We start from the raw sequence: 18739 nt of genomic DNA on the forward strand, positions 1-18739 counted from the left end.
GGAGCATCGGGCCCGCCCCGGGCGCGCGGTCACCTCCCACCACCAGGCACTATCGGTGTCCGGGGTGGCATCCGTACGCCGCCTCCGGGCCCTGGGGCCCGCCGCCCACCTCTCCGGAGCACGCATGTCCTACGACGTCCACGCGGTCCGCGCGCAGATCCCCGCCCTGAAGTCCGGCTCGGCGCGCTTCGACGCCCCCGGGGGCACGCAGACCCCGCAGCCGGTGATCGACGCCATCGTCGACGCGCTGGCCCACCCCCTCGCCGTAAGGGGCGTCCAGAACGAGGGCGAGCGCAACGCCGAGGCCATCGTCACCGGCGCCCGCTCCGCGCTCGCGGACCTGCTGGGAGCGGACCCGCGCGGCATCGTCTTCGGGCGCAGCTCCACCCAGCTCACCTACGACCTCGCGCGCACCCTCGCCAAGGGCTGGGGCCCGGGCGACGAGATCGTCGTCAGCCGCCTCGACCACGACTCCAACATCCGCCCGTGGATCCAGGCCGCCGAAGCCGTGGGCGCGACAGTCCGCTGGGCCGATTTCGATCCGGAAACCAGCGAACTGACCGTGCGTCATGTCGCTGACGCCATCGGCGACCGGACCCGGCTGGTCGCCGTCACCGGCGCTTCCAACCTCACCGGCACCCGCCCCCACCTGCCCGCGATCGCCCGACTCGTGCACGACGCGGGCGCCCTGCTGCACGTGGACGCGGTCCACCTCGCGGCGCACGCCCCGGTCGACCTCGCCGCCCTCGGCGCGGACTTCCTGGTCTGCTCGCCGTACAAGTTCCTCGGCCCGCACCACGGCGTCCTCGCGAGCCGCCCCGAACTGCTGGAGACCCTCCACCCCGACAAGCTGCTCCCGTCGACCGACGCCGTCCCGGAACGCTTCGAACTGGGCACCCTGCCGTACGAGTTGCTGACCGCGTCCCGCGCAGCCGTGGACTTCCTCGCCACGCTGGCACCGGCCTCGGCCACCGGCTCCCGCCGTGAGCGCCTGACCGCCGCCTTCGAGGCGATCGAGGCCCACGAGGACGCCCTGCGCGTACGCATCGAGACCGGACTCGCGGCACTCGACGGCGTCACCGTCCACTCCCGGGCCGCCCTGCGCACCCCGACGCTGCTGCTCACCTTCCCGGGCCGCTCGGCGGCCGACGCCTCGCGCCACCTGGCCGCACGCGGCGTCGACGCCCCCGCCGGCTCGTTCTACGCCCTGGAGGCCTCCCGCCACCTCGGCCTCGGCGACGGGGGCGGCCTGCGCGTCGGCCTGGCGCCGTACAGCAGCGAGGAGGACGTCGACCTGCTGCTCGACGCCCTGGCCGACTACCTCACCACCACCCCCGCCCAGGGGGACTGAGCGGGGCAGCTCCTACCGCCGCACGCGGTCGGTCGAGGCAGCTCCTACCCCCGCACGCGGTCGGTCGGGGCAGCTCCTACCCCCGCACGCGGCCGGTCGGGATCACCGCGAACGCCTCGACCTCCATGACCAGTTCGGGCCGGTACAGGGCGACCACCTGTACCGCCGAGCTGGCGGGCCGGCGCTCCACGTCGACGTAGAGGTCGCGCACGGCGCGGACGGCGGGCAGGTGCGCGACGTCGGTGACGAAGTAGGTCAGCTTGACGACGTCCGCGAACGTCCCCCCGGCCGCCTCGAGGCAGCGGTTCAGGTTCGCGAAGACCTGCCGTGCCTGCGCGTCGGCGTCACCGGGGCCGACGACCTCGCCCGCCTCGTCCAGGGCGACCTGGCCGGAGATCGCGACCCACTGCCCGACGCCGGTGACGACGTGCGTGTAGCCCACGGCGGGCAGGACTCCCTCCGGGGCGGCGATGTGCGTGAGGTGCGTGTTCGTGTTGTCCATACCGGAATCTTCCCCGAAGCCTGACGCTCCGTCGCACCACCCTGCGCTGCGCCGCCCCCTCCGGCACGAACCGGAAGGGGCGGCGCGGTGGCGACGGTGTCAGCCGACCCGGAGGGTCAGGTTCTTCGGCCAGTGGGCCGAGTTCAGGCGGGAGAACAGGTCCCTGATGTCGTTGGGCGAAAGCTTCACGCACCCCTCGGACGCGTAGTTGCCCCGCCAGCGGCTCGCGCCGTCCTTCGTCATGTTGCTGTGGATGAACAGATCGCCGCGCAGCACCGCCTTCCGGCCCCGCTCCGGGTGGCAGACCTTGTCCTGCAGGCGGATCGCGTACCCCTTGATCCTGGTGTCGCGGTTGGTCTGGTGCCCGAGCACCTTGTACGTACCCGCGGGCAGCCAACCCTTGCCCTTGGCGCACTCGTCGGTGCTGCCCGAGCCGGAGCCCGCACGGTAGCTCTTCACGAGCCGTCCGTCGCGGTAGAGGGAGAGCTTCGAGTTCTGGGACTTCGTCCAGTTCCTGGCGAAGCGCAGCACGTACCCGCGCTCCGCGGGTGCCCCGCCAACCGGCCCGGCGGCCAGGTTCCTCCACGTGTCGGCCCCGACCACACCGTCCACGTGCAACTGCCGCTGCCGCTGCCGCTGGAACCCCTTCACCGCGGCCACGGTACGAGAGCCGAACACCCCGTCCGCCTTCACCGCGTGCCCCCGCGCGCCCAGCAGGACCTGCGCCGCCGTGACGGCGTGCCCCCGGCTGCCCGACCTCACGGTGACGGCCAGCGCCCGCCAGGTGTCCGCCCCGACCACACCGTCCGCGCGCAGCTGACGCTGCCGCTGGAACCCCTTCACCGCGGCCGTGCTGCGCGCGCCGAACACCCCGTCCGCCCTCACCGCGTGCCCGTGCGCACTCAGCAGATGCTGCACGGCGGTCACGGCCGTCCCACGGCTCCCGGAGCGCAGCGTCGGCCACTGACCGGCGTGCGAGACGCCGGCCCCCTTCGCCTCGGGGTGGACGATCCCCGACACCAACGCGCCGTGCCGCGCCGGAGCTGTCGTACCGAAAGCCTGGGCGGATGCGGTACCGGCGGGCGCGGCCACGCCCAGCAAGGAGAGAAGGCCCGCGGCCACGGCGGTGACGGCGACGGCCCGCAGGTTGGCGGGGTGCGTCAGCACGCTCCTCGGGTTCTTCGGGTCCTTCAGGTTCCTCGGGTTCTTCGGGTCCTTCAGGTTCCTCGGGTTCTTCGCGTTCATGAGGGTTAGCCCTTTCGTGTCATGTCTCCGAACGGGCCCGTGACGGCCAGGACATGGCTCCGCCACGGACTTCTCGGGAGGGGGGCGGCCGGGAGGTCCTCACCGGCTCGCCACCACTGTGAACCACCGGCCGGGGCGGATCTACGCTGTGCGCGGTACCGGTCATACACGCATATACACGGACCTCGTGCATGGGGTCTGACCTGGTACTTCAGATCGCGCGAGATCCCTCGCGACACGACATCGACATGGCAGACCGGCATGACAGCCGACCCGACGGAGGGAGCGACCGGTGGACCCCCAGCCGCCCGACGACGCCGACACCAGCCCGGAACCCTCGACGCCCGCAGGCGTCGAGCTGGGGCAGGTCCTCAAACGGTGGCGCGAGGAGAGCAACCGGAGTCAGTCCGTGGTCGCCAGGAAACTGGGGACCAGACAACCGACCGTCTCGCGCTGGGAGTCCGGCACCAGCCTGCCGACCACCGAGGTGATCCGTGCGCTCTGGCGACTCCGTAACCGGGAGGCCGATCCGGTGAGCGGCGACACCCAGCTCACCGAGGCCCTCGTCCTGCACCGGCGGGCGGAAACGGAACGCAACCGGGCCCCGGTACCGGTGGCGGCCGTGCCGACCGTGCCGACCGTGCCCGTAACGCCTCCCGCACCGCCCGCCGAGCCGCAGGCGGACGTGGCGAAGATGGCGGAGGCACCGAAGGCGGGAACCGGCCGGAGGAGGACGGCAGCCCGGTCGCTCCTCGCCGTCTGCGGGCTGACGGCCCTCCTCGGACTGGTGTTCCTGGCCCAGCACTTCGCGGGCTCCGCGCCGTCCGGCGGTACGGAACTGGCCCCGGCGGCGGGCGCGGAAGCCGGGACGGGGGCGTTGGCCGGTACGGGGGCGTTGGCCGGGGCGGGGGCGTTGGCCGGAACGGGGGCGACGGCCCCCGCGACGGCCGCCAAGCCCTCGCCGCCCGTCACGTGCCGCGGTGACTCGTGCACCTCGGTGGAGCCGAAGGGGAGCGTCTGCGCGGGGGACGCCGTAACCGCTTTCACCGGCCGCCGCTACGGCGTGCTCGTGGAACTCCGCTACAGCCCGTCGTGCCAGGCGGCCTGGGCCAAGATGCAGGGCGGCTCGCCCGGAGACCGGATCATGCTCACCCTCTCCCACGACGAGGAGAGCGCGCAGGAGTACCGCCAGCGGGACGGAAAGGACGCCCATACCCCCATGGCGCACGTGGTCGACCTCTCCGTCGTCCGCGCCTGCGCCATCGTGGAGGGCCGGGGCACCGTCTGCGCCACCAAGGCCGCCTCACCCGTCACCCGGCCCTGACGACGATCGGCGGCGGACCGGGGCGAGGGGTGGCGGGGCGGTGGGCCGCGGGACCGGGGTGCCCCGGGATCGCGAAGCCGCGGCATGCGGAAGTGCCCACACTGGGTGAATGAGTAGCCCGGTGAGCGAAGAGCACGAGGACGACGAGATCGGAGACCTGCGGAGGGAGGTCGCCGGCCTCCTGCTGAACCACGTCTACGCACCGCTGCTGGAAGACCAGCACGTACGGGGCGTCCTGCCGGCGCCATCGGGGGCCCCTGCGGTCCGGGTCGCCCTCGGCGACAGACGTGATCGCCGCCGACGTACGCCCCGGAGGTGCGCTCACCGCCCTCCTGGCAGCGCTGCCCTCACTGCTGGGCGAAGAATGGCGGGCCTCGGGCGCCACCGACGACCCGCACTGCCGGTACCTGGTGGACCTCACCGGCTGGTGAACCGGCACAACGACCGCACCGCCGCCCGAACTGGCTGGAATCAGCTCTGCACGGCGACGGTCGCCGTCAGCCCGAGCAGGCTCTCGAGCTCGGCGACCGCGGTGTCCTCGTCCGTCGCGAGGACGGTAGTGATCCCAAGAGCCTCGGCAGGCGGAAGGTTGACCGGATGGTCGTCGACGAACACGCACGACGTTCCGGGAAGGCCGAGGCGGTCCAAGGTCAGTTGGTAGATCGCCGGGTCCGGCTTCGCCATGCCGACCACTTCGGAGATGACGTGCACGTCGAAGAGGTCCCAGATACCGACGTGCTCGTACGGGTTGAAGGGGGCAAGACCGAAGCTGTTCGACAGGAGTGCGAGCCGGTGGCCCGCCTCCTTGGCCGAGCGAGCGAGGGCCGCCATGCGAGCTGCCGGCGGCACGTTGAACCACGCGCGGCCCATCAGATTCACCGGGTCGACGTCCGCGCCGAGCAGAGCGGCTGTCCGGGCGTTCCACTCGACCTGACCGAGCTGACCGATCTCCAGCGCCGCATAGAGGCGTCGTCCTTCGGCGGTGTCGTTGAGAGTGGCGCGCCACGCCTCCGCGTGCAGGCCCTCCGCCTCGGCCCAGAGGCGGAGGGCCGGCCGGGGATCGGCAGTAAGCACTCCGGCGAAGTCCAGGATGAGCCCGCGCGGGGCTGTGGGCTCGGGGGTACCGGCGGGCATCGGCATGGTGGCGAACGTCCTCTCCGTCGACCTCATGGAAACGCTACCCGCGACGAGGCGGCGAGAGAGCTCCCGTGGCCGACACCGCGCATGGCTGACATCACCGGCAGTGTCAGGGAGTCGATCGCGCACCCTCGCGGAACCCGCTGGTCCACGGCATCGGCCTGCCTCTGCCACGCGGACACAAAGCCGTACTACCGAGCCGGCTCGACAGGCGGCATCCGTCAGTCCAGTCCAGTCCACTAACGTCCAGATAACCCAGGGAGTAACGTGCATTAGCGGGTAGACACGGCAACTTGGCTTGTGTCAGAGTCAGTTCTGCCGCCAGACAAGGAACGGTGGCCGCACACCCTTGGGGAGGGTTCATGACGCAGGACACACAGCTTCAGTTCGTCTCGGTGCCGGTACCGAGCCAGTACGTCACGCAGGTGTACGCCTATCTCGCCGAACTGGCCGGGACCACGGCTGTTACTCCCCCCGCCTCCGGGGTTCCGCCGGTGGACCCGCCGGAGCATCCGACGGCCGACTCCTCGGACGGCGGCTCGCTTCCGGTGGTGGAGTGGACCGTGGAGGATCTCCGCCGACTGGCCATCGAGCCGTTGAGCTCGGTCCAGGCGGTCGCCCGTGTACTGGACCTCCTGGCGAAGCAGCCCGACACCCGGGTGAGCTACACCGCGATCGCCCGCCACTTGGAGATCGAGAAGAAGAACCTGCAAGGCAACCTCTCGGCATTCACCCGCACCGTGCGCAAGCACTACAAGCGCCGCAACTGGCCGATGACGTGGGCAGAGGCCCTCACAGACGAGCCGGGGCTGAATTCGGAGTTCTTCTACACGTTGAGCGCACCGGTCGCCGAGCGCTGGCTCCGGGCTCGCGCCCAGAGCTGATCTGCCGGACGGGGTGAGGGAGCGGGTCGAGTCGCGCCTTCACCTCCCGCCGGCGGCGCGGCCGAGCACGCTGATCGCTCCCAGCGCATCCCCTGAACGACAAAACCCCAGCTCAGAGCGCATCTGAGCTGGGGTTTTCGCGGAGCCCCCTGTCGGATTCGAACCGACGACCTACGCATTACAAGGGCCTGCAAGATCATCCCTTGTGGTGCTGGGCGGTGCCTGTGAATCCCGTTTCCCCAGGTGGGAGACCTGAACCGCTCGCTACGCGTACCACCCGATCCATGCGGTGCCGCCCCGTCCGCTCACGCACTCCGGGCACGTGATCGCTCGGCCAACACGCCTTCCGTAACCAGAACTGCAACCGCCGAACAGGTCTGCGGTGGGCAATCGGCACGCGCGCCGCGTGCTTGCAGCACAGCGAACATGTCCATGACTCCGTTGTGTCACAAGGGGATGGTTTCCCTGCCTGGCCGGTCCCGTGCTGACGAAGATGCGCCTATGAACGCGCAAAGCCCCTCGTCGGATGTACTAGAGGTTCCTCCACAGCGTGCCTCTACCGCTCGGCAAGAGCAAGCTACGGCCGAGGGCCTCAGAGATGGATCCCATACTCAGCCCGCCAGACCAAGGCGGCAGTTGCCGTTGCTCAAGGATCGCGCGACTACGTTGGTCTGGGGTAGGCGACGGGCCGCAGCTCGCCGTGAGGCCGAGAAGGCAATCGCTGACCTTAGCAAGGCAGCGAACCGCATTGGAATCTCCAGGCCCATGCCGAGGTCAGTACACCTGGCCGTGCGTCGGGCGCATGCAGGTCGCCGCATCCCATTTCGGATCGTTCAGATGACCCTTGTGCTGTATGCCACTGTTTGGGCATGGCCGGTGCTGCGGGCACTGGGCAAGGCTGGCGCCGTAGTGTGGCAGCAGGGGCCGGACCCCACTACATGGTCGAGCTTGGCTGGAGCAGTCCAAAGCTGGACTCATGGGTCCCCCGACTACGTTGCCGGCCCCGCCATGCTTTGGCTCATTGCGTCGGTGCCCATTGGCCTGGCCGTGGTGGTGATGACGTATTTCGGCCCCCTCGTGGCCGGCTTCCTCGCATTTCGGGGCCGTTACCCCGGGCCGCTGGCTGACATGGCAACTGGTGCCCTTGCGTACCGCTACAACCTCACTCTCGTCGCTGCGGAAGCGGTCGTGGCATGTGGTGAGGCGTACGGGGCGGGAAACGGAGGCCGCGGAGCCCAACGTATGCGCAGCGTGGGCGCGGCCGTGCGTGACGTCGAGGCCGCTGTATGGGCGGCACGTCAGACCCGAGGGGTTACTCCAGGCCGTCGCTGGCACCGCCGCAAGGCGTTGCACCGACATGCAGGACAGGTCGTAGCGCGTCTTCGCGTGGCAGAGGAACGTCTCGACGTAGATCCTGCTGCAGCATTGCGCGAACTCGGCGGCCTTCTGGTCACTGTGGCTGAGCGTTACAGCGATGGGCGCGTCGGCGCACTGCTCGACGAGGCCGAGCTGACCGACGTCACTCCGGCCCGCGATCGTGAAGTGCTGCGACTCGTAGCTGTCGCAGGCCTTACTGCTGTAGGCGCTGCCCTTTTGTCCATGAGCGGTTTACCGGAGGGAGCGATGGGGCCGGCCATCGCGGCTGTGGGCCTGTGCGCTGTGGCGCTGGTCTACCGGCGACGCGCCCTGAAGATGCTCGAGATCCTCCCGGTTCCATTCGGTAACGGCGGGCAGCAATGACCGTCATCCGGGAGCGAGGCGGGCTACTACACCATGGGCGGCTCACACGTCGCCCCCGTGTGCGAAGCGCGTTCTGCCGACGCCGAAGGGCTGACTGCAATCACGCCTCGTTGCCTAGGTCAGGGAAAGCATCTGTCTCGCAGAACGACTCCGCAAAAGTCATCGCTCGCCGAGTCCTCGCTGCCTCCGGGCAAACTCCTGACCCGAGGGGAAACGACTGGCAAGATGGCTACTTGGGTGCGCTGCGCGGCAGCGGGGGAGCAAGGAGCAGTGGGTGGGAATGACGATCAACGGCCGTTTTCTGTTGCTCCCTCAGGAGGCGCGACTAGGAGGTCTATCTGAGGTTCGCAAGGCCGTGGACATCAAGAGTGCTGGCGGTGAGCACGTCGCTGTGAAGCTACTCAAACAGCGCGAGGACGACGCGATCACTCGGATCTTCCTGGAGCGGGAGACCTCCGCGCTCAAGGCACTGAACCACCCTCACATCGTACGGATGCTCGATTCCGGTTGGGATCAAGGGTTGGAGCGGTACTTCATCGCCCTGGAGTGGATTGACCGCAGCCTCAAGGACGAGATGGCAGACGGCCGCCCCCTTGACTGGTCGGCCTACTTCACGCGTACAGCCAGACCGCTGGTTTCCGCGCTCGCGTATGCCCACGAGAAGGAGATCGAGCACCGTGATCTGAAGCCGGGAAACGTCCTGCTGACCAGTGACGGCACGGTGAAGCTCGCCGACTTCGGGATCGCCAAGATTCTGTCCAAGGCCGCGGCCGTGACCGACGAGACGGTAGCGGACTTCCGGTCCGCCCTATACTCGCCGCCCGAGCAGAGTGAGGCAGTCCCGTACGTCCGTGACGTGTACGCCTATGCGGTCCTGGCCATTCAGGTCCTCTCTCGCAGCCAGGCACGTGACTACCACGATTTGGCGACAGTCCTCGACGGTCTGGAACTCGACACCGAGGTCCGCAATGTCCTAAGAACTTGCATCGACTTCGACCCTAAGAAGCGTCCAGCCAACGCTATCGTCCTGGAGCACCGGCTCCTGGAGGCCGAGCGGGTCTGCGAAAACCGTGATGCCCGCCAACGCAACTCCCTCTGGCTGAAGATGACCCGTCGCGCGGCCGAAAGCCTCAGCGCCGCCCCGGCCAGCGAAGAGATCGACTGGGACGCTGTGAAGAACACGGTGCTGGCGGACATCTCCGGCACCGTGCACGTCGACTACGGCTACAACGCGCAGAGCGACGAGGTCGACACCGGCACGGTGCGAGTGTTCGGCCAGAGCCTGTTCCTACGCCTGGTCAACGACGAGGGTCAACGTGACCGGTGCGTAATCGTCTCAGCGGAGGAACGAGCAGAGGAATGGATGGCCAAGCGCCGTGCGTCCGCCCTCAAACTCGGCCCCATCCTCACCTGGACGTTCAACGACCCCGGCGAGGACCCGGCGTACGACGGCCTCAACCTGCTGCTGGACAGCCTCAATGCGGAACTAGATGCGCGCGAGACCCTGGCCAAGGAGGGTAAGCGCCAGCAGCTCGGCGACCTATTCGACGGCTGGCGCCGCGTCCTGGAAGCCCGCGAGGAGGTGGCGGCTAACGGACGGCAGCCGATTCAATACGAACGGTTGGAAGGCGGCGGCCGCACCCGGGTCTTCCATCTGGCCGCGCCCGATACCACCGCGGAAATCGGCGAAGAGTGGTCGGTCGCGGAGTACCCCTACAGCCGACCTATCGACCGTGGTGAAATCACCAACCGTACCGACGACACCGTCGTCCTGCGGATGACGCGTCCCCAGGCCGTCCTGCCTGCCCGGGGTGTGCTGCTGCCCTTTCTCGGACCCAGCCAAAACGCGATCAACCGGCAGCGCGACGCGCTCACAGCGGTCGCCGCCGAGCAGACTGCCAATCCCGACCTGCGGCAGATCATCGCAAACCCCACGTCCGTTGAGGTTGGTCCGCCCACCGAAGTCACCACCTGGGTCCGCGCCGATCTCGACTCAAGCAAACGAGATGTCGTCGCCCATGCCCTAGGCACTCAGGACCTGCTGCTCGTAGAGGGGCCACCCGGCACCGGCAAGACCACCGTGATCGCTGAGATTGTCGAGCAGACCCTCAGTCGGCACCCCGCCGCGCGCATCCTCATCGTCAGCCAGACCCACATCGCCATCGACAACGCCCTCAAGCGTCTTGAAGACGCAGGCATCACCGAACTCGTCCGCCTCGGCCGCGTCGACGATCCACGCGTCGCAGAAAGCGCCCAGCCGCTGCTGCTCGACCGGCAAGTCAAGAAGTGGACCCAGGGCGTCCGCACGCGCGCAGAACGGCATCTGGAGAATGTGGCCGCCAACAGCGGCCAGCAGCCCAGCCACCTCAAGGCGGCCCTGGTGCTGGAAGAACTCGCTGCCGTGGCCGCCAACCTCGCCCACGTGACAACTCGCCTCGACGAGCTGGCGAACCAGCCTGTGCCTGAGCGCACCACCTCAGCCAGGGAGCTCGGCGAGGAAGTCGTCACCACCCGGGCCCGCCGAGAGCAGCTCCTCGAACAGCGGGCGGAGCTGTTCGCCGACGTGCAGACAATGCTCGACGGCGAGCTCACCCTCCGCGAGGAAATGAGTGCCGCCGACGCCCGCGACGTCGTCGAGGTACTTCTCGGCCCGGCCGGGCCCGGACGGGAACTGATGCACCTGCTGAGCCTGCAGGGCGAATGGCTGCAGCGTATCGGCACCGACCAGAACCTGATCGCCGGCTTCCTGCGCACCCGGCGTGTCATCGGCGGGACCGCGCTCGGATTTCTCGGTCACCCGGCGGCCCGGGACCTCGAATTCGACCTGTGTATCTTCGACGAGGCGTCCAAAGCGACTGCCACCGAGGCGCTGGTGCCGATGGCCAGGGCCAAGCGGTGGGTGTTAGTCGGCGACACCAACCAGCTGCCTCCCATCGATGAGGATCTGCTGCGCGACGAGAAGATCATGGCCGATCACCAGCTTATCCCTGAATTGGTGAAGACCACCCTGTTCCAGTACTTCGCTAACTCCACCAAGGCCCCCGTCAAGCATCTACTGCGCGAGCAATACCGGATGATTCCGGCGATCGGCAACATGATCAGCAGCTGCTTCTACGACAACAAGCTGATCTCGCCGAACGATCATGCCCTTCCCGGCTACAGCACGGTCAACAAGCCCGTTCTCTGGCTGGACACCAGCGCCCTACCGAACCGCCGCGAGGACGAGCAGTCCGCCGCGCAGACCAGTATCTCCAACCGTCTTGAGGGCCAGCTCGCCATGCGACGCCTGGAAGTGATCGACCGGGCCATCGACAAGGGTGTGATCAAGACTCCCAACGGCAAGCGCCTCGATGTCCTGCTGATCGCCCCCTACGGTCGCCAGGTCGAAGAACTCACCAAGCGCCTAGCCTCCTTGAGGCTCAAGCACATCGCTCCAGAAGTACTCTCCGTCGACGCGGTACAGGGCCGAGAGTGCGATCTCGTCGTGTTCTCCGTGACCCGCAGTAACCTCAGCGGCCGCTTCGGATTCCTTGGTCAGCCGTACTGGCGCCGCATTAACGTCGCACTCTCCCGTGCCCGCTACGGCCTGATTATCGTCGGCGATGCCGGCTTCTGCCGCAGCAAGCCAGGCGCTCTGCGCGACGTCCTCGACTACATGAGCGGCCACCCGGAAGACTGCGAGATCCGCAATGCCTACCTCTAGCCCTGCCTTCGGCGACGACAGCCTCTTGGCCCTCCGCTTCCACAACACTCGTCCCGGACTCGAACTGATCCAGATCGCGGACGCCGCACTGCCCGTCGCCCGGATCACCGCCGAGGTCCTCGCCCAGGACAGCAAGGACCTCCCGCTCATGGAGGAATTTGTACTGCGGCTGGTCGAGCACAACGTGAGCAGTGCGCGTGGCATTGCCGGCCTGCTTGGCCTGCCTGAAAATATGGTCGAGCGGACCATCGCCGTGCTGTTCGGTTCAGATGACCTTAAATGGGCCCGCCCCACCGCAGCAGACGCAGACCGGGCCCCCGGTCTGCGTCTCACCGACAAGGGTCATCTCACCGCTCAGAAAGCCGCTGCGGTAGCGCCCGTGCGGGTCAACCAGCCCCTCGTCTATGACCAGATGCTGTGGAAGGTAGCCCCCTACGACCGCCGCACCACCATCCCGCGCGGGCAGGCCGAGGAACACGGCATGATCATGCTGCCCGTGGCGCAGTCCGGGCCCGTCAACGACGGAGCCATCACCGCCGCGGAAATCACCGCTCTGCTCCGCGAGAACGGCAACAACAAGCGCGAAGTCCTCCAGGTCAAAGGCATCTCCCAGGCCCCAGCTCGCCGTGTTCTGCCAGTCAAACTCCTGGTGTACGCCGACCCAGACCGTACCGACGTCGAAGTCGGCATCGTCGTTGACGGCGAACTCAGTCAGGCGCACGAACTCGCCCTCATCGGTCACGGCGGTGCCAAGGCTCTCGGCATCACCGTGGCGCCACCCCCAGAACGCCCTCTCCTGGACCCGGACCTTGAAAAGGCCCGCGTGCCGCTACAGGAGGTCACCCAGCACCGTGTAGAACAGGCCGCGTTCCAGCTCGGCGCTCAAGCGCCGACGCCCGGCCCTCCGGCAGTTCAGCGGCGGCCTCAGGCAGACGAGATCCGAGCCATCGGCGTCTTCGAGCACCCGGACGTCCTTCACGACGCACTCACCAACGCTCGCCGCCGAATCCTAATCATCTCACCATGGATTAAGAACGCGATCATCACCACCGACTTCCTTAGCAACCTTGAACGACGGGTCAACCAAGGCGTCAAAGTAGACATCGCCTACGGCTACGAAGAGAACGACACCAAGACCGACTCGGCCTCCGTCCGTAAACTCACCAACCTCGCCGACCGCTACCGCGACAAATTCAGCTTCACGCGCCTGAAGAGCACTCACGCAAAGGTTCTCGTCTACGACGACGTTTGGGTGACCACGTCCTTCAACTGGCTCTCCTTTAAAGGTGACCCCGAACGCACGTACCGAATGGAAGAAGGAAGCCTCGTCCGTAGCCGCCAGATCGCCGATACCCAGTACACCCGGTATCTTGAGTTGGTCTCCGACCATCGCAGATAACTGAGCTGTGTCTACTGAGGTTTAACTCGTGGTGTCGTTACGCAGATCTGATGGTCAGGCCGGTCTCGGCGAGGCAGCCGTCAATGAGGTTTGCTGCGGTACTGGATGTGCCGGAGACCGCTGCGGACCGTGCGGATGAGATGTTCTGGCGTGGAGAAGGCGACGTTGGAGAGCCAGCCGCGACGTAGCAGGGACCAGATGCCCTCGACGGGGTTGAGGTCGGGGGCGTAGGACGGCAAGTAGAGGATGGTCAGCCAGTCACGGGATTCGGCGAACTCCCGTAGACCTGCGGCCTTGTGGACGTTGAGGTTGTCCCAGATGAGGACGATCGGGCCGCCGAGTTGCTGGTGGGCTGCGATCAGCAGGTCGCGGTAGTCGCGCCAGGAGAAGCTTTTGCGCCCGTCCCGGTTGCCTCCGTCCCGTCGCGGCCGGTAGATCAGCCGGGAGCGGTGGCCGGGCTTGTAGCAGGTCGGGGCGGCGATCGATATCCGTCTGCGCGAGCGGCCACGGACCCGCACCACCGGGGTCCGCCCGCGCTGCGACCAGGTCCTTGCGTGCGACGGCGTCATGGAGAAGCCGGCTTCGTCCTCGAAGACCAGCCATGCTCCACGGGCCGCCGCTAGCCTTCCGCGCGGGGCCACACCTCCTTGACCCACCCGGCCACCGCCTCGTCGTCCCGCTCCAGGGCACGACGGGCCGGGACCTGGCAGGACCAGCCGTTACGCACCAACAGCTTGCGGACACCCTGAATCGTGTACGTGAGGTGGAAGCGCCGTCCGATCACCGTCTTCACACGGTTCAGAGTCCAGCGCTGGTCCTCCCAGCCGTGCGCGGCCGGCCCTTTGGCCAGCTCCGACTTCAGCTGAGCGAACTGCTTCTCACTCAGCCGCGGCAGCGACGCGGGCCCCTGCGACCGCAAGGACCGTGGGCCGCCCTCGGACCACGCGTGACGCCACCGCTGCACCGATCGGACACTGACCCGCAGATCCCTGGCGATCGCCGTACTGCCCTCGCCACGAGCGAACCGCTCAGCCGCCTGGAGCCGTAACTCCTCGCGCCTGCACTGCCGTTCAGCGGTCAACCCGCCACCCTGTGGATACCTCATCCTCCCGTGATACCGCAGGCAAGCACCCCCCGTCAGCCCCTACGACTTCACGAGTTCAATCTCAGTAGAGGATCGCCCGGGCGACCCGTTGCTTCAGCCGCTCATCGGCAAGGCTCTCCACCGTGCGCCAAGCGGCATCCGTGACCTCTTCGGCCTGCAGTTCGCCGATGTTGGCGGTGTACGAAACAGGAAGCGGAAGTCGAAGTGCTGGTGGGCGGGCTCGTTCTTGGCCGGGTTGGCGTCGATGGGGTGGACGTCGATGTGCAGCGGGATCTCGCTGTGCGGGGTGACGACGTAGGGCGGGATGCCGGTCTCTTCCGCGAGTTCGCGGCCGGCGGCTTGCAAGAGCGTGTCGTCGGAAGGCTCGATGTGGCCGCCGGGCAGCAGCCATTTGCCGGTGGCGTTGTGGAGGATGTGCAGGACGCGGCCGTCGCGGCCCACGAGGATCGCGCCTGCGGTGGCGTGTCCCGGCAGGGACTTGCGGCTGGCGAGGTCGTTACCGTCGTCGAGAAGGCCCTGGACGACGGCGATCTCGCGCTTGTCCTCGGGGTGCTGGTCGAGGTACGCGGTGATGGTCGCGCGGATGTGGTTCGCCGTGATGGGCATGGTGATCACCTGTTGAAGTAGGAGAGCCAGGTCGCCGCGATGGCCTCGCGGTCGGGTGCGGAGACCTCGTGGATGCCAGGGGTGAGGTCCCCGCGGGTGAGCATCCTGATCGCGGCGAGGATCTCGGCCTGGATCAGGAAGATGAACGGTCCAACGCTTGCGCCGTGGATGAAGTTGACGGCGTTGCCGCCGTTCGCCAGATAGAAGTAATGGCCGGTGGTCTGGTAGCGGGTGACGTGGTCTCCGACGACTGTGCGGGTGTAGACGTCCGGCAGGCCGGCAAGGTCGAGCTCGTCCTCGCTGGAGGTGACGGTGGCGACGTAGGCGCCGTTGCGGAGGTGGGCGAAGTCCTCGCCGCGGAGGGAGACCGCGCCGGTCGCGCAGAGCACCAGGCCGGCGCCGGTAAGCGCGCTCTCGCGGTCGCGTGCGACGGTGAAGCCCTGGGACAGGGCCTGGGTGCGGCGTACGGGGTTGATGTCGAAGACGGTGACCTGGACACCCTTGGCGTGCAGGAGTCGGGCGATGGAGGAGCCGAGTTTGCCGAAGCCGATCACGAGGGCGGGGCGGCCGTGGAGGATGTCGCCGCGCCCGCGCATGACGGCCTCGGTGGAGAACACGACGGATTGGCCGACGAGGTAGTCCTCGGGGTCCTTGAGCGGGGAGCGGGCCACCGAGACGACGGGGCAGGGCAGTTTGTCGAGGGCCTCGTAGCGGCGGTGGCCGTTCTCGGTGTCCTCGACGACGCCGACCAAGCGCCCGGTGAAGCGGCTGTGGAGGTCGGTGAGGGTGGGGGTGAAGTAGCCGCCGACGTCAAGGAGGGAGACGGGTTCTCCGGCGGCCCGGGATTCGAAGTAGTCCAGCGCGGTATCCGGGTCGGTGAACAGTTCGCGGGTCAGGGTGTCGACGACGACGGTCCGCTCGGTCTCTCGCTGGGCAGCCGGGTGTACGGACTTCGGCTTGGGCAGCACCGCCGTCAGCCGGGTCATCGCGGCAACGGCGCGGACGAATGCGGGACGCTCGGCCAGCAGGTGGGTGATCAGGAACGACGAGGTCTGCTCGTCGGGGGCGAACTGGGCGGCGATCCGCGCGAAGTATGCGTCCAGCTTGGCGCGTTCGAAGGTTTCCACGGTAGGTGCCTCTCATCCGTATAACCGGGGCCGTGCAGGAAGTTCCCGGGCGTCAGCGGCTGCGGGCGAGTCCGAACAGCAGCCGGTCGGTCGTGCTAGAGAGATCCAGATAGGTGTCGAGCTGAGAAGCGTCGGCGGACTGCGACAGCGGTTCCAGACCGAGCAGGAGAACGGCTGTGCCGGTGCGAGCGACCAGCGCCGTCCAGTCGGGACGGCTCGGCAGCCGCACCCTGCGGGAGGCGCCTGGGAAGTGCAGAAACACGTGGTGGCCGACGATGTGCAGGCAGCGGCCGACATCACGGACCACGTCCCCCGCCCCGCCCAGTCCGCCGGAGCTGTCTGCGACACGCCGCACGCGGGCTTCTGGCGCTTCAGTAGAGCCGGGAAGAGCGGAAACAGGACAGTGGGCGATCAGGATGTGGGCGATCTCGCGGCCGTCCGGTCCGGTGCCCGGCCAGCTCCATGCGGGGAGCGAAACCAGTAGCCGAAGATCAAGGCCGGCCGAAGTATGGATGGTGCTCACGTGGTCGTCCCGCCCGCGGCCTTGAAGCAGGACCAAACGATCTTTCCGAGCGGTGCGCGGTCGCGCACTCCCCACTCGTCGGCGAGCTCGGCCACGAGGGCGAGACCACGTCCGGACAGGTCGGTACTGGCGGCCTGTCGGGGCCGGGGCCGCCGACGACGGCTGTCGTGCACCTCCAGGCGCACGATGTCGTCCTCGATGTCGAGGCGGACCAGGAATCCGTGGTCGGAGACAGTGCCGTGGACCAGCGCGTTGGTCGCCAACTCGGATACGCAGAGGCGAATGTCGTCGATCCGCTCCGGCAGGCCCCATGCGGTCAGGGTCTCGTCAGCGAATTTCCTTGCCTGTCCGACGGATTCGGGGCGGGCCGTGAAGAAGCGCTGCACCGTCTCGGTCATGGCTGTCCTCATGTTTCGGTCTCCAGGAGGCTTGCGGTTCCGGGGCTGTGGCGGCAGGCCACCGGGCTGGGGGCGGTCGGCTTCTACGAATGGTGGGGTCGGCGGACCAGCAGCAGCCGGGAGCCGGCCGCCTTGATCCACCGATCGCGTTCAGCGGCTATCGCTCTTGGGCCAAGGTGTGATGCGGCCGGGGCGAGTACGCCGTAGACGTCCGGCAGGGCCAACACGTCCAGCAGGCCGGTGAAGGCCGCCGAGCCGGGGCCGGCACTCGCTTCGCGTTCGGTGAAGACGCCGGACAGCTCCAGTTCGTGGCTACGGCAGTACTCGGCGAGCGAGGCGGCCAGCGCCTCCTGTCGGGCTTCGGAGACCCGCACGAGCCGCAGAAAGCCGTAAACGACGGGGCCGCTGACCAGGCGAAGTTCCGTGAGGGGTTCCATGCGGGGACCGTCCAAAGAGTCGACACGGGGTGACGATCCTGAGCATGGAGGACCCCGAACTCCCGGCCAATCACTTGCTGTTCTACTTCCGTTCCACTTCCGTCCCGCCATCCCCAGCCATCTGCTTCGATGACGGTGGAAGGGAGTGAGGCGTGGCAACCGTGCACCAGTGGACCGGCCTGGAGGCCAGGGCTCTGCGTCTCGCCCTACGTTTGAGCGTGCGGGCCTTTGCCGAGCACCTCGGCGTGGCCGTCGCAACGGTTTCGAAGTGGGAGAGCAAGCGCGCCGAAACCGAGCCCAGACCCGACACCCAGGCAATCCTCGACACCGCCCTCGGACGCGCCGACGCCCACGCCCACCTGCGCTTCGAGACACTCCTGTCCGAGATGGCCGGCACCGTGCAAGGCGCCGGCCGCCGGGTCACCACCTCCGGCCCCCGAGCCTGGGAGTACGAATCGTGGACCGACGACCTGGACCGCGTCGTGGTCGCGCTCGCGCGCCAGAATTTCGCCTTCGCCGACAGCCTGCTCAACCGCTGGTTGGTGCGGTTCGACGCCCGGGAACTGGACGAAAAGGGCCTGTACCTCTTCGCTCGCTCGACGGCGCTGCTGGGTGACCTCAAACGCGACCAAGGCTCAGTGATCGGCCCACTCTCCGCCCACCACTCCTACGCCGGAGCCCGCGCGGTCTTCACCCAGCTCGACATCCCACGTCGTGTCGCCCAGCTCGACCTTTCTCTCGCGGTGGTCACGGAAATGTCCGGCAAGCTGGAGATCGCTGCCCGCCTATACGAAACCCTCGCCGTCGACGACCGGCTTTCCCGCCGTGACCGTGCCAGGGCCCGCCTGTGGGTGGGTACCGCGCTGAGCAAGAGCGGTCGGCACGACTACGCGACCCGCGTCATGCAGGCCGCGACCCGCGACTTCGAGGACCTCACCGAACCCGACGACTGGTCGGTGGCCCACCAGAAACTCGCCCTCGCCCGCCGTGGCGCGGGCGACCTCAGCCAAGCCCTGCACTTCATCGACATCGCCCGCAGCAGCGGCGCCACCGACTCACCGATGCAACGCGTTCGGCTGGACACCGCCCATGGCCACATCCTGCTCTCCGACGCAGCGACCCGAGATGATGGACTCCTCGTCCTCGATCAGGCCACCCGCACGGCCGCGCAGTACGGACTCGTGCATCAACTGCGCAGTATCGAGGGCATCAAGGCCATGAGCGAGGGGCCGACCGGCCCTCGGCGACGGTGACCAGG

Annotated in this window: 17 protein-coding genes and 1 pseudogene; 8 read left to right on the forward strand and 10 right to left on the reverse strand. The window is 68.0% G+C overall.

Annotated features, from left to right (window positions below):
* Nucleotides 1–124: 124 nt before the first annotated feature.
* Entirely contained in the window at nt 125–1351 is a 1227-nt protein-coding gene (locus OHA55_RS13020; RefSeq protein WP_266705932.1) for a cysteine desulfurase-like protein, read from the forward strand.
* Between the two features lie 76 nt (nt 1352–1427).
* Here the strand turns inward: OHA55_RS13020 and OHA55_RS13025 are convergent, their stop codons facing one another.
* Complete coding sequence (locus tag OHA55_RS13025) at nt 1428–1853, reverse strand: RidA family protein (protein WP_266705934.1); 426 nt, start codon at nt 1851–1853, stop codon at nt 1428–1430.
* Nucleotides 1854–1952: 99 nt separating this feature from the next.
* Nucleotides 1953–3098: a peptidoglycan-binding protein gene (locus OHA55_RS13030; protein WP_266705936.1), complete on the reverse strand. Its 1146-nt coding sequence runs from the start codon at nt 3096–3098 to the stop codon at nt 1953–1955.
* Between the two features lie 292 nt (nt 3099–3390).
* On the opposite strand from OHA55_RS13030, the gene OHA55_RS13035 reads away from it, so the two are divergent.
* Both OHA55_RS13035 and OHA55_RS13040 read left to right on the forward strand, forming a co-directional pair.
* Nucleotides 3391–4422: a DUF2690 domain-containing protein gene (locus tag OHA55_RS13035; protein ID WP_266705938.1), complete on the forward strand. Its 1032-nt coding sequence runs from the start codon at nt 3391–3393 to the stop codon at nt 4420–4422.
* 287 nt (nt 4423–4709) lie between these two features.
* Nucleotides 4710–4853, forward strand: a complete 144-nt coding sequence (locus OHA55_RS13040; RefSeq protein ID WP_266705940.1) for a hypothetical protein — start codon at nt 4710–4712, stop codon at nt 4851–4853.
* A 40-nt stretch (nt 4854–4893) separates the two neighbouring features.
* Here the strand turns inward: OHA55_RS13040 and OHA55_RS13045 are convergent, their stop codons facing one another.
* The gene (locus OHA55_RS13045; RefSeq protein ID WP_266710613.1) at nt 4894–5562 is read right to left on the reverse strand and encodes an HAD-IA family hydrolase; all 669 of its coding nucleotides are present in this window, start codon (nt 5560–5562) and stop codon (nt 4894–4896) included.
* A gap of 359 nt (nt 5563–5921) precedes the next feature.
* Between OHA55_RS13045 and OHA55_RS13050 the strand changes: the two genes are divergently transcribed.
* The 4 genes from OHA55_RS13050 to OHA55_RS13065 all read left to right on the forward strand — a co-directional run bounded on the left by OHA55_RS13050 (nt 5922) and on the right by OHA55_RS13065 (nt 13285).
* Complete coding sequence (locus tag OHA55_RS13050) at nt 5922–6443, forward strand: hypothetical protein (protein ID WP_266705942.1); 522 nt, start codon at nt 5922–5924, stop codon at nt 6441–6443.
* Nucleotides 6444–7829: 1386 nt separating this feature from the next.
* Nucleotides 7830–8183: a hypothetical protein gene (locus OHA55_RS13055; protein WP_266705944.1), complete on the forward strand. Its 354-nt coding sequence runs from the start codon at nt 7830–7832 to the stop codon at nt 8181–8183.
* A 280-nt stretch (nt 8184–8463) separates the two neighbouring features.
* A complete protein-coding gene (locus OHA55_RS13060) occupies nt 8464–11886 on the forward strand; it encodes an AAA domain-containing protein (protein ID WP_266710615.1) in 3423 nt (1140 codons plus the stop codon).
* A 25-nt stretch (nt 11887–11911) separates the two neighbouring features.
* Nucleotides 11912–13285, forward strand: a complete 1374-nt coding sequence (locus OHA55_RS13065; RefSeq protein ID WP_266705946.1) for a hypothetical protein — start codon at nt 11912–11914, stop codon at nt 13283–13285.
* A gap of 37 nt (nt 13286–13322) precedes the next feature.
* Here OHA55_RS13065 and OHA55_RS13070 read toward each other — a convergent pair.
* The 7 genes and pseudogenes from OHA55_RS13070 to OHA55_RS13100 form a co-directional block, all read right to left on the reverse strand.
* Nucleotides 13323–13854 (reverse strand): annotated as a pseudogene (locus tag OHA55_RS13070) (transposase).
* 50 nt (nt 13855–13904) lie between these two features.
* Nucleotides 13905–14390 (reverse strand): winged helix-turn-helix domain-containing protein, encoded by a 486-nt coding sequence (locus OHA55_RS13075; RefSeq protein ID WP_266705948.1) that lies wholly within the window; start codon nt 14388–14390, stop codon nt 13905–13907.
* 93 nt (nt 14391–14483) lie between these two features.
* On the reverse strand, nt 14484–14996 hold the full coding sequence (locus OHA55_RS13080) for an NUDIX domain-containing protein (RefSeq protein ID WP_323180401.1): 513 nt from the start codon (nt 14994–14996) through the stop codon (nt 14484–14486).
* Nucleotides 14997–15001: 5 nt separating this feature from the next.
* Nucleotides 15002–16123, reverse strand: a complete 1122-nt coding sequence (locus tag OHA55_RS13085; RefSeq protein WP_266705950.1) for an adenosylhomocysteinase — start codon at nt 16121–16123, stop codon at nt 15002–15004.
* 52 nt (nt 16124–16175) lie between these two features.
* Nucleotides 16176–16478: a hypothetical protein gene (locus OHA55_RS13090; RefSeq protein WP_266705952.1), complete on the reverse strand. Its 303-nt coding sequence runs from the start codon at nt 16476–16478 to the stop codon at nt 16176–16178.
* 164 nt (nt 16479–16642) lie between these two features.
* Nucleotides 16643–17044 (reverse strand): ATP-binding protein, encoded by a 402-nt coding sequence (locus OHA55_RS13095; RefSeq protein ID WP_266705954.1) that lies wholly within the window; start codon nt 17042–17044, stop codon nt 16643–16645.
* A gap of 83 nt (nt 17045–17127) precedes the next feature.
* Complete coding sequence (locus tag OHA55_RS13100) at nt 17128–17481, reverse strand: hypothetical protein (protein WP_266705956.1); 354 nt, start codon at nt 17479–17481, stop codon at nt 17128–17130.
* Nucleotides 17482–17633: 152 nt separating this feature from the next.
* Here OHA55_RS13100 and OHA55_RS13105 point away from each other — a divergent pair, with 152 nt between their 5' ends.
* Nucleotides 17634–18734, forward strand: a complete 1101-nt coding sequence (locus OHA55_RS13105) for a helix-turn-helix domain-containing protein (protein ID WP_266705958.1) — start codon at nt 17634–17636, stop codon at nt 18732–18734.
* Nucleotides 18735–18739 lie beyond the last annotated feature (5 nt).

Source organism: Streptomyces sp. NBC_00102 (genome assembly GCF_026343115.1).
Lineage (GTDB): Bacteria > Actinomycetota > Actinomycetes > Streptomycetales > Streptomycetaceae > Streptomyces.

What these genes read in the sequence shown, in the direction of transcription:
- OHA55_RS13020 (WP_266705932.1), top strand. Translation starts at nt 125, where the DNA reads ATGTCCTACGACGTCCACGCGGTCCGCGCGCAGATCCCCGCCCTGAAG.
- OHA55_RS13025 (WP_266705934.1), bottom strand. Translation starts at nt 1,853, where the DNA reads ATGGACAACACGAACACGCACCTCACGCACATCGCCGCCCCGGAGGGA.
- OHA55_RS13030 (WP_266705936.1), bottom strand. Translation starts at nt 3,098, where the DNA reads ATGAACGCGAAGAACCCGAGGAACCTGAAGGACCCGAAGAACCCGAGG.
- OHA55_RS13045 (WP_266710613.1), bottom strand. Translation starts at nt 5,562, where the DNA reads ATGCCGATGCCCGCCGGTACCCCCGAGCCCACAGCCCCGCGCGGGCTC.
- OHA55_RS13050 (WP_266705942.1), top strand. Translation starts at nt 5,922, where the DNA reads ATGACGCAGGACACACAGCTTCAGTTCGTCTCGGTGCCGGTACCGAGC.
- OHA55_RS13060 (WP_266710615.1), top strand. Translation starts at nt 8,464, where the DNA reads ATGACGATCAACGGCCGTTTTCTGTTGCTCCCTCAGGAGGCGCGACTA.
- OHA55_RS13075 (WP_266705948.1), bottom strand. Translation starts at nt 14,390, where the DNA reads ATGAGGTATCCACAGGGTGGCGGGTTGACCGCTGAACGGCAGTGCAGG.
- OHA55_RS13080 (WP_323180401.1), bottom strand. Translation starts at nt 14,996, where the DNA reads ATGCCCATCACGGCGAACCACATCCGCGCGACCATCACCGCGTACCTC.
- OHA55_RS13095 (WP_266705954.1), bottom strand. Translation starts at nt 17,044, where the DNA reads ATGACCGAGACGGTGCAGCGCTTCTTCACGGCCCGCCCCGAATCCGTC.
- OHA55_RS13100 (WP_266705956.1), bottom strand. Translation starts at nt 17,481, where the DNA reads ATGGAACCCCTCACGGAACTTCGCCTGGTCAGCGGCCCCGTCGTTTAC.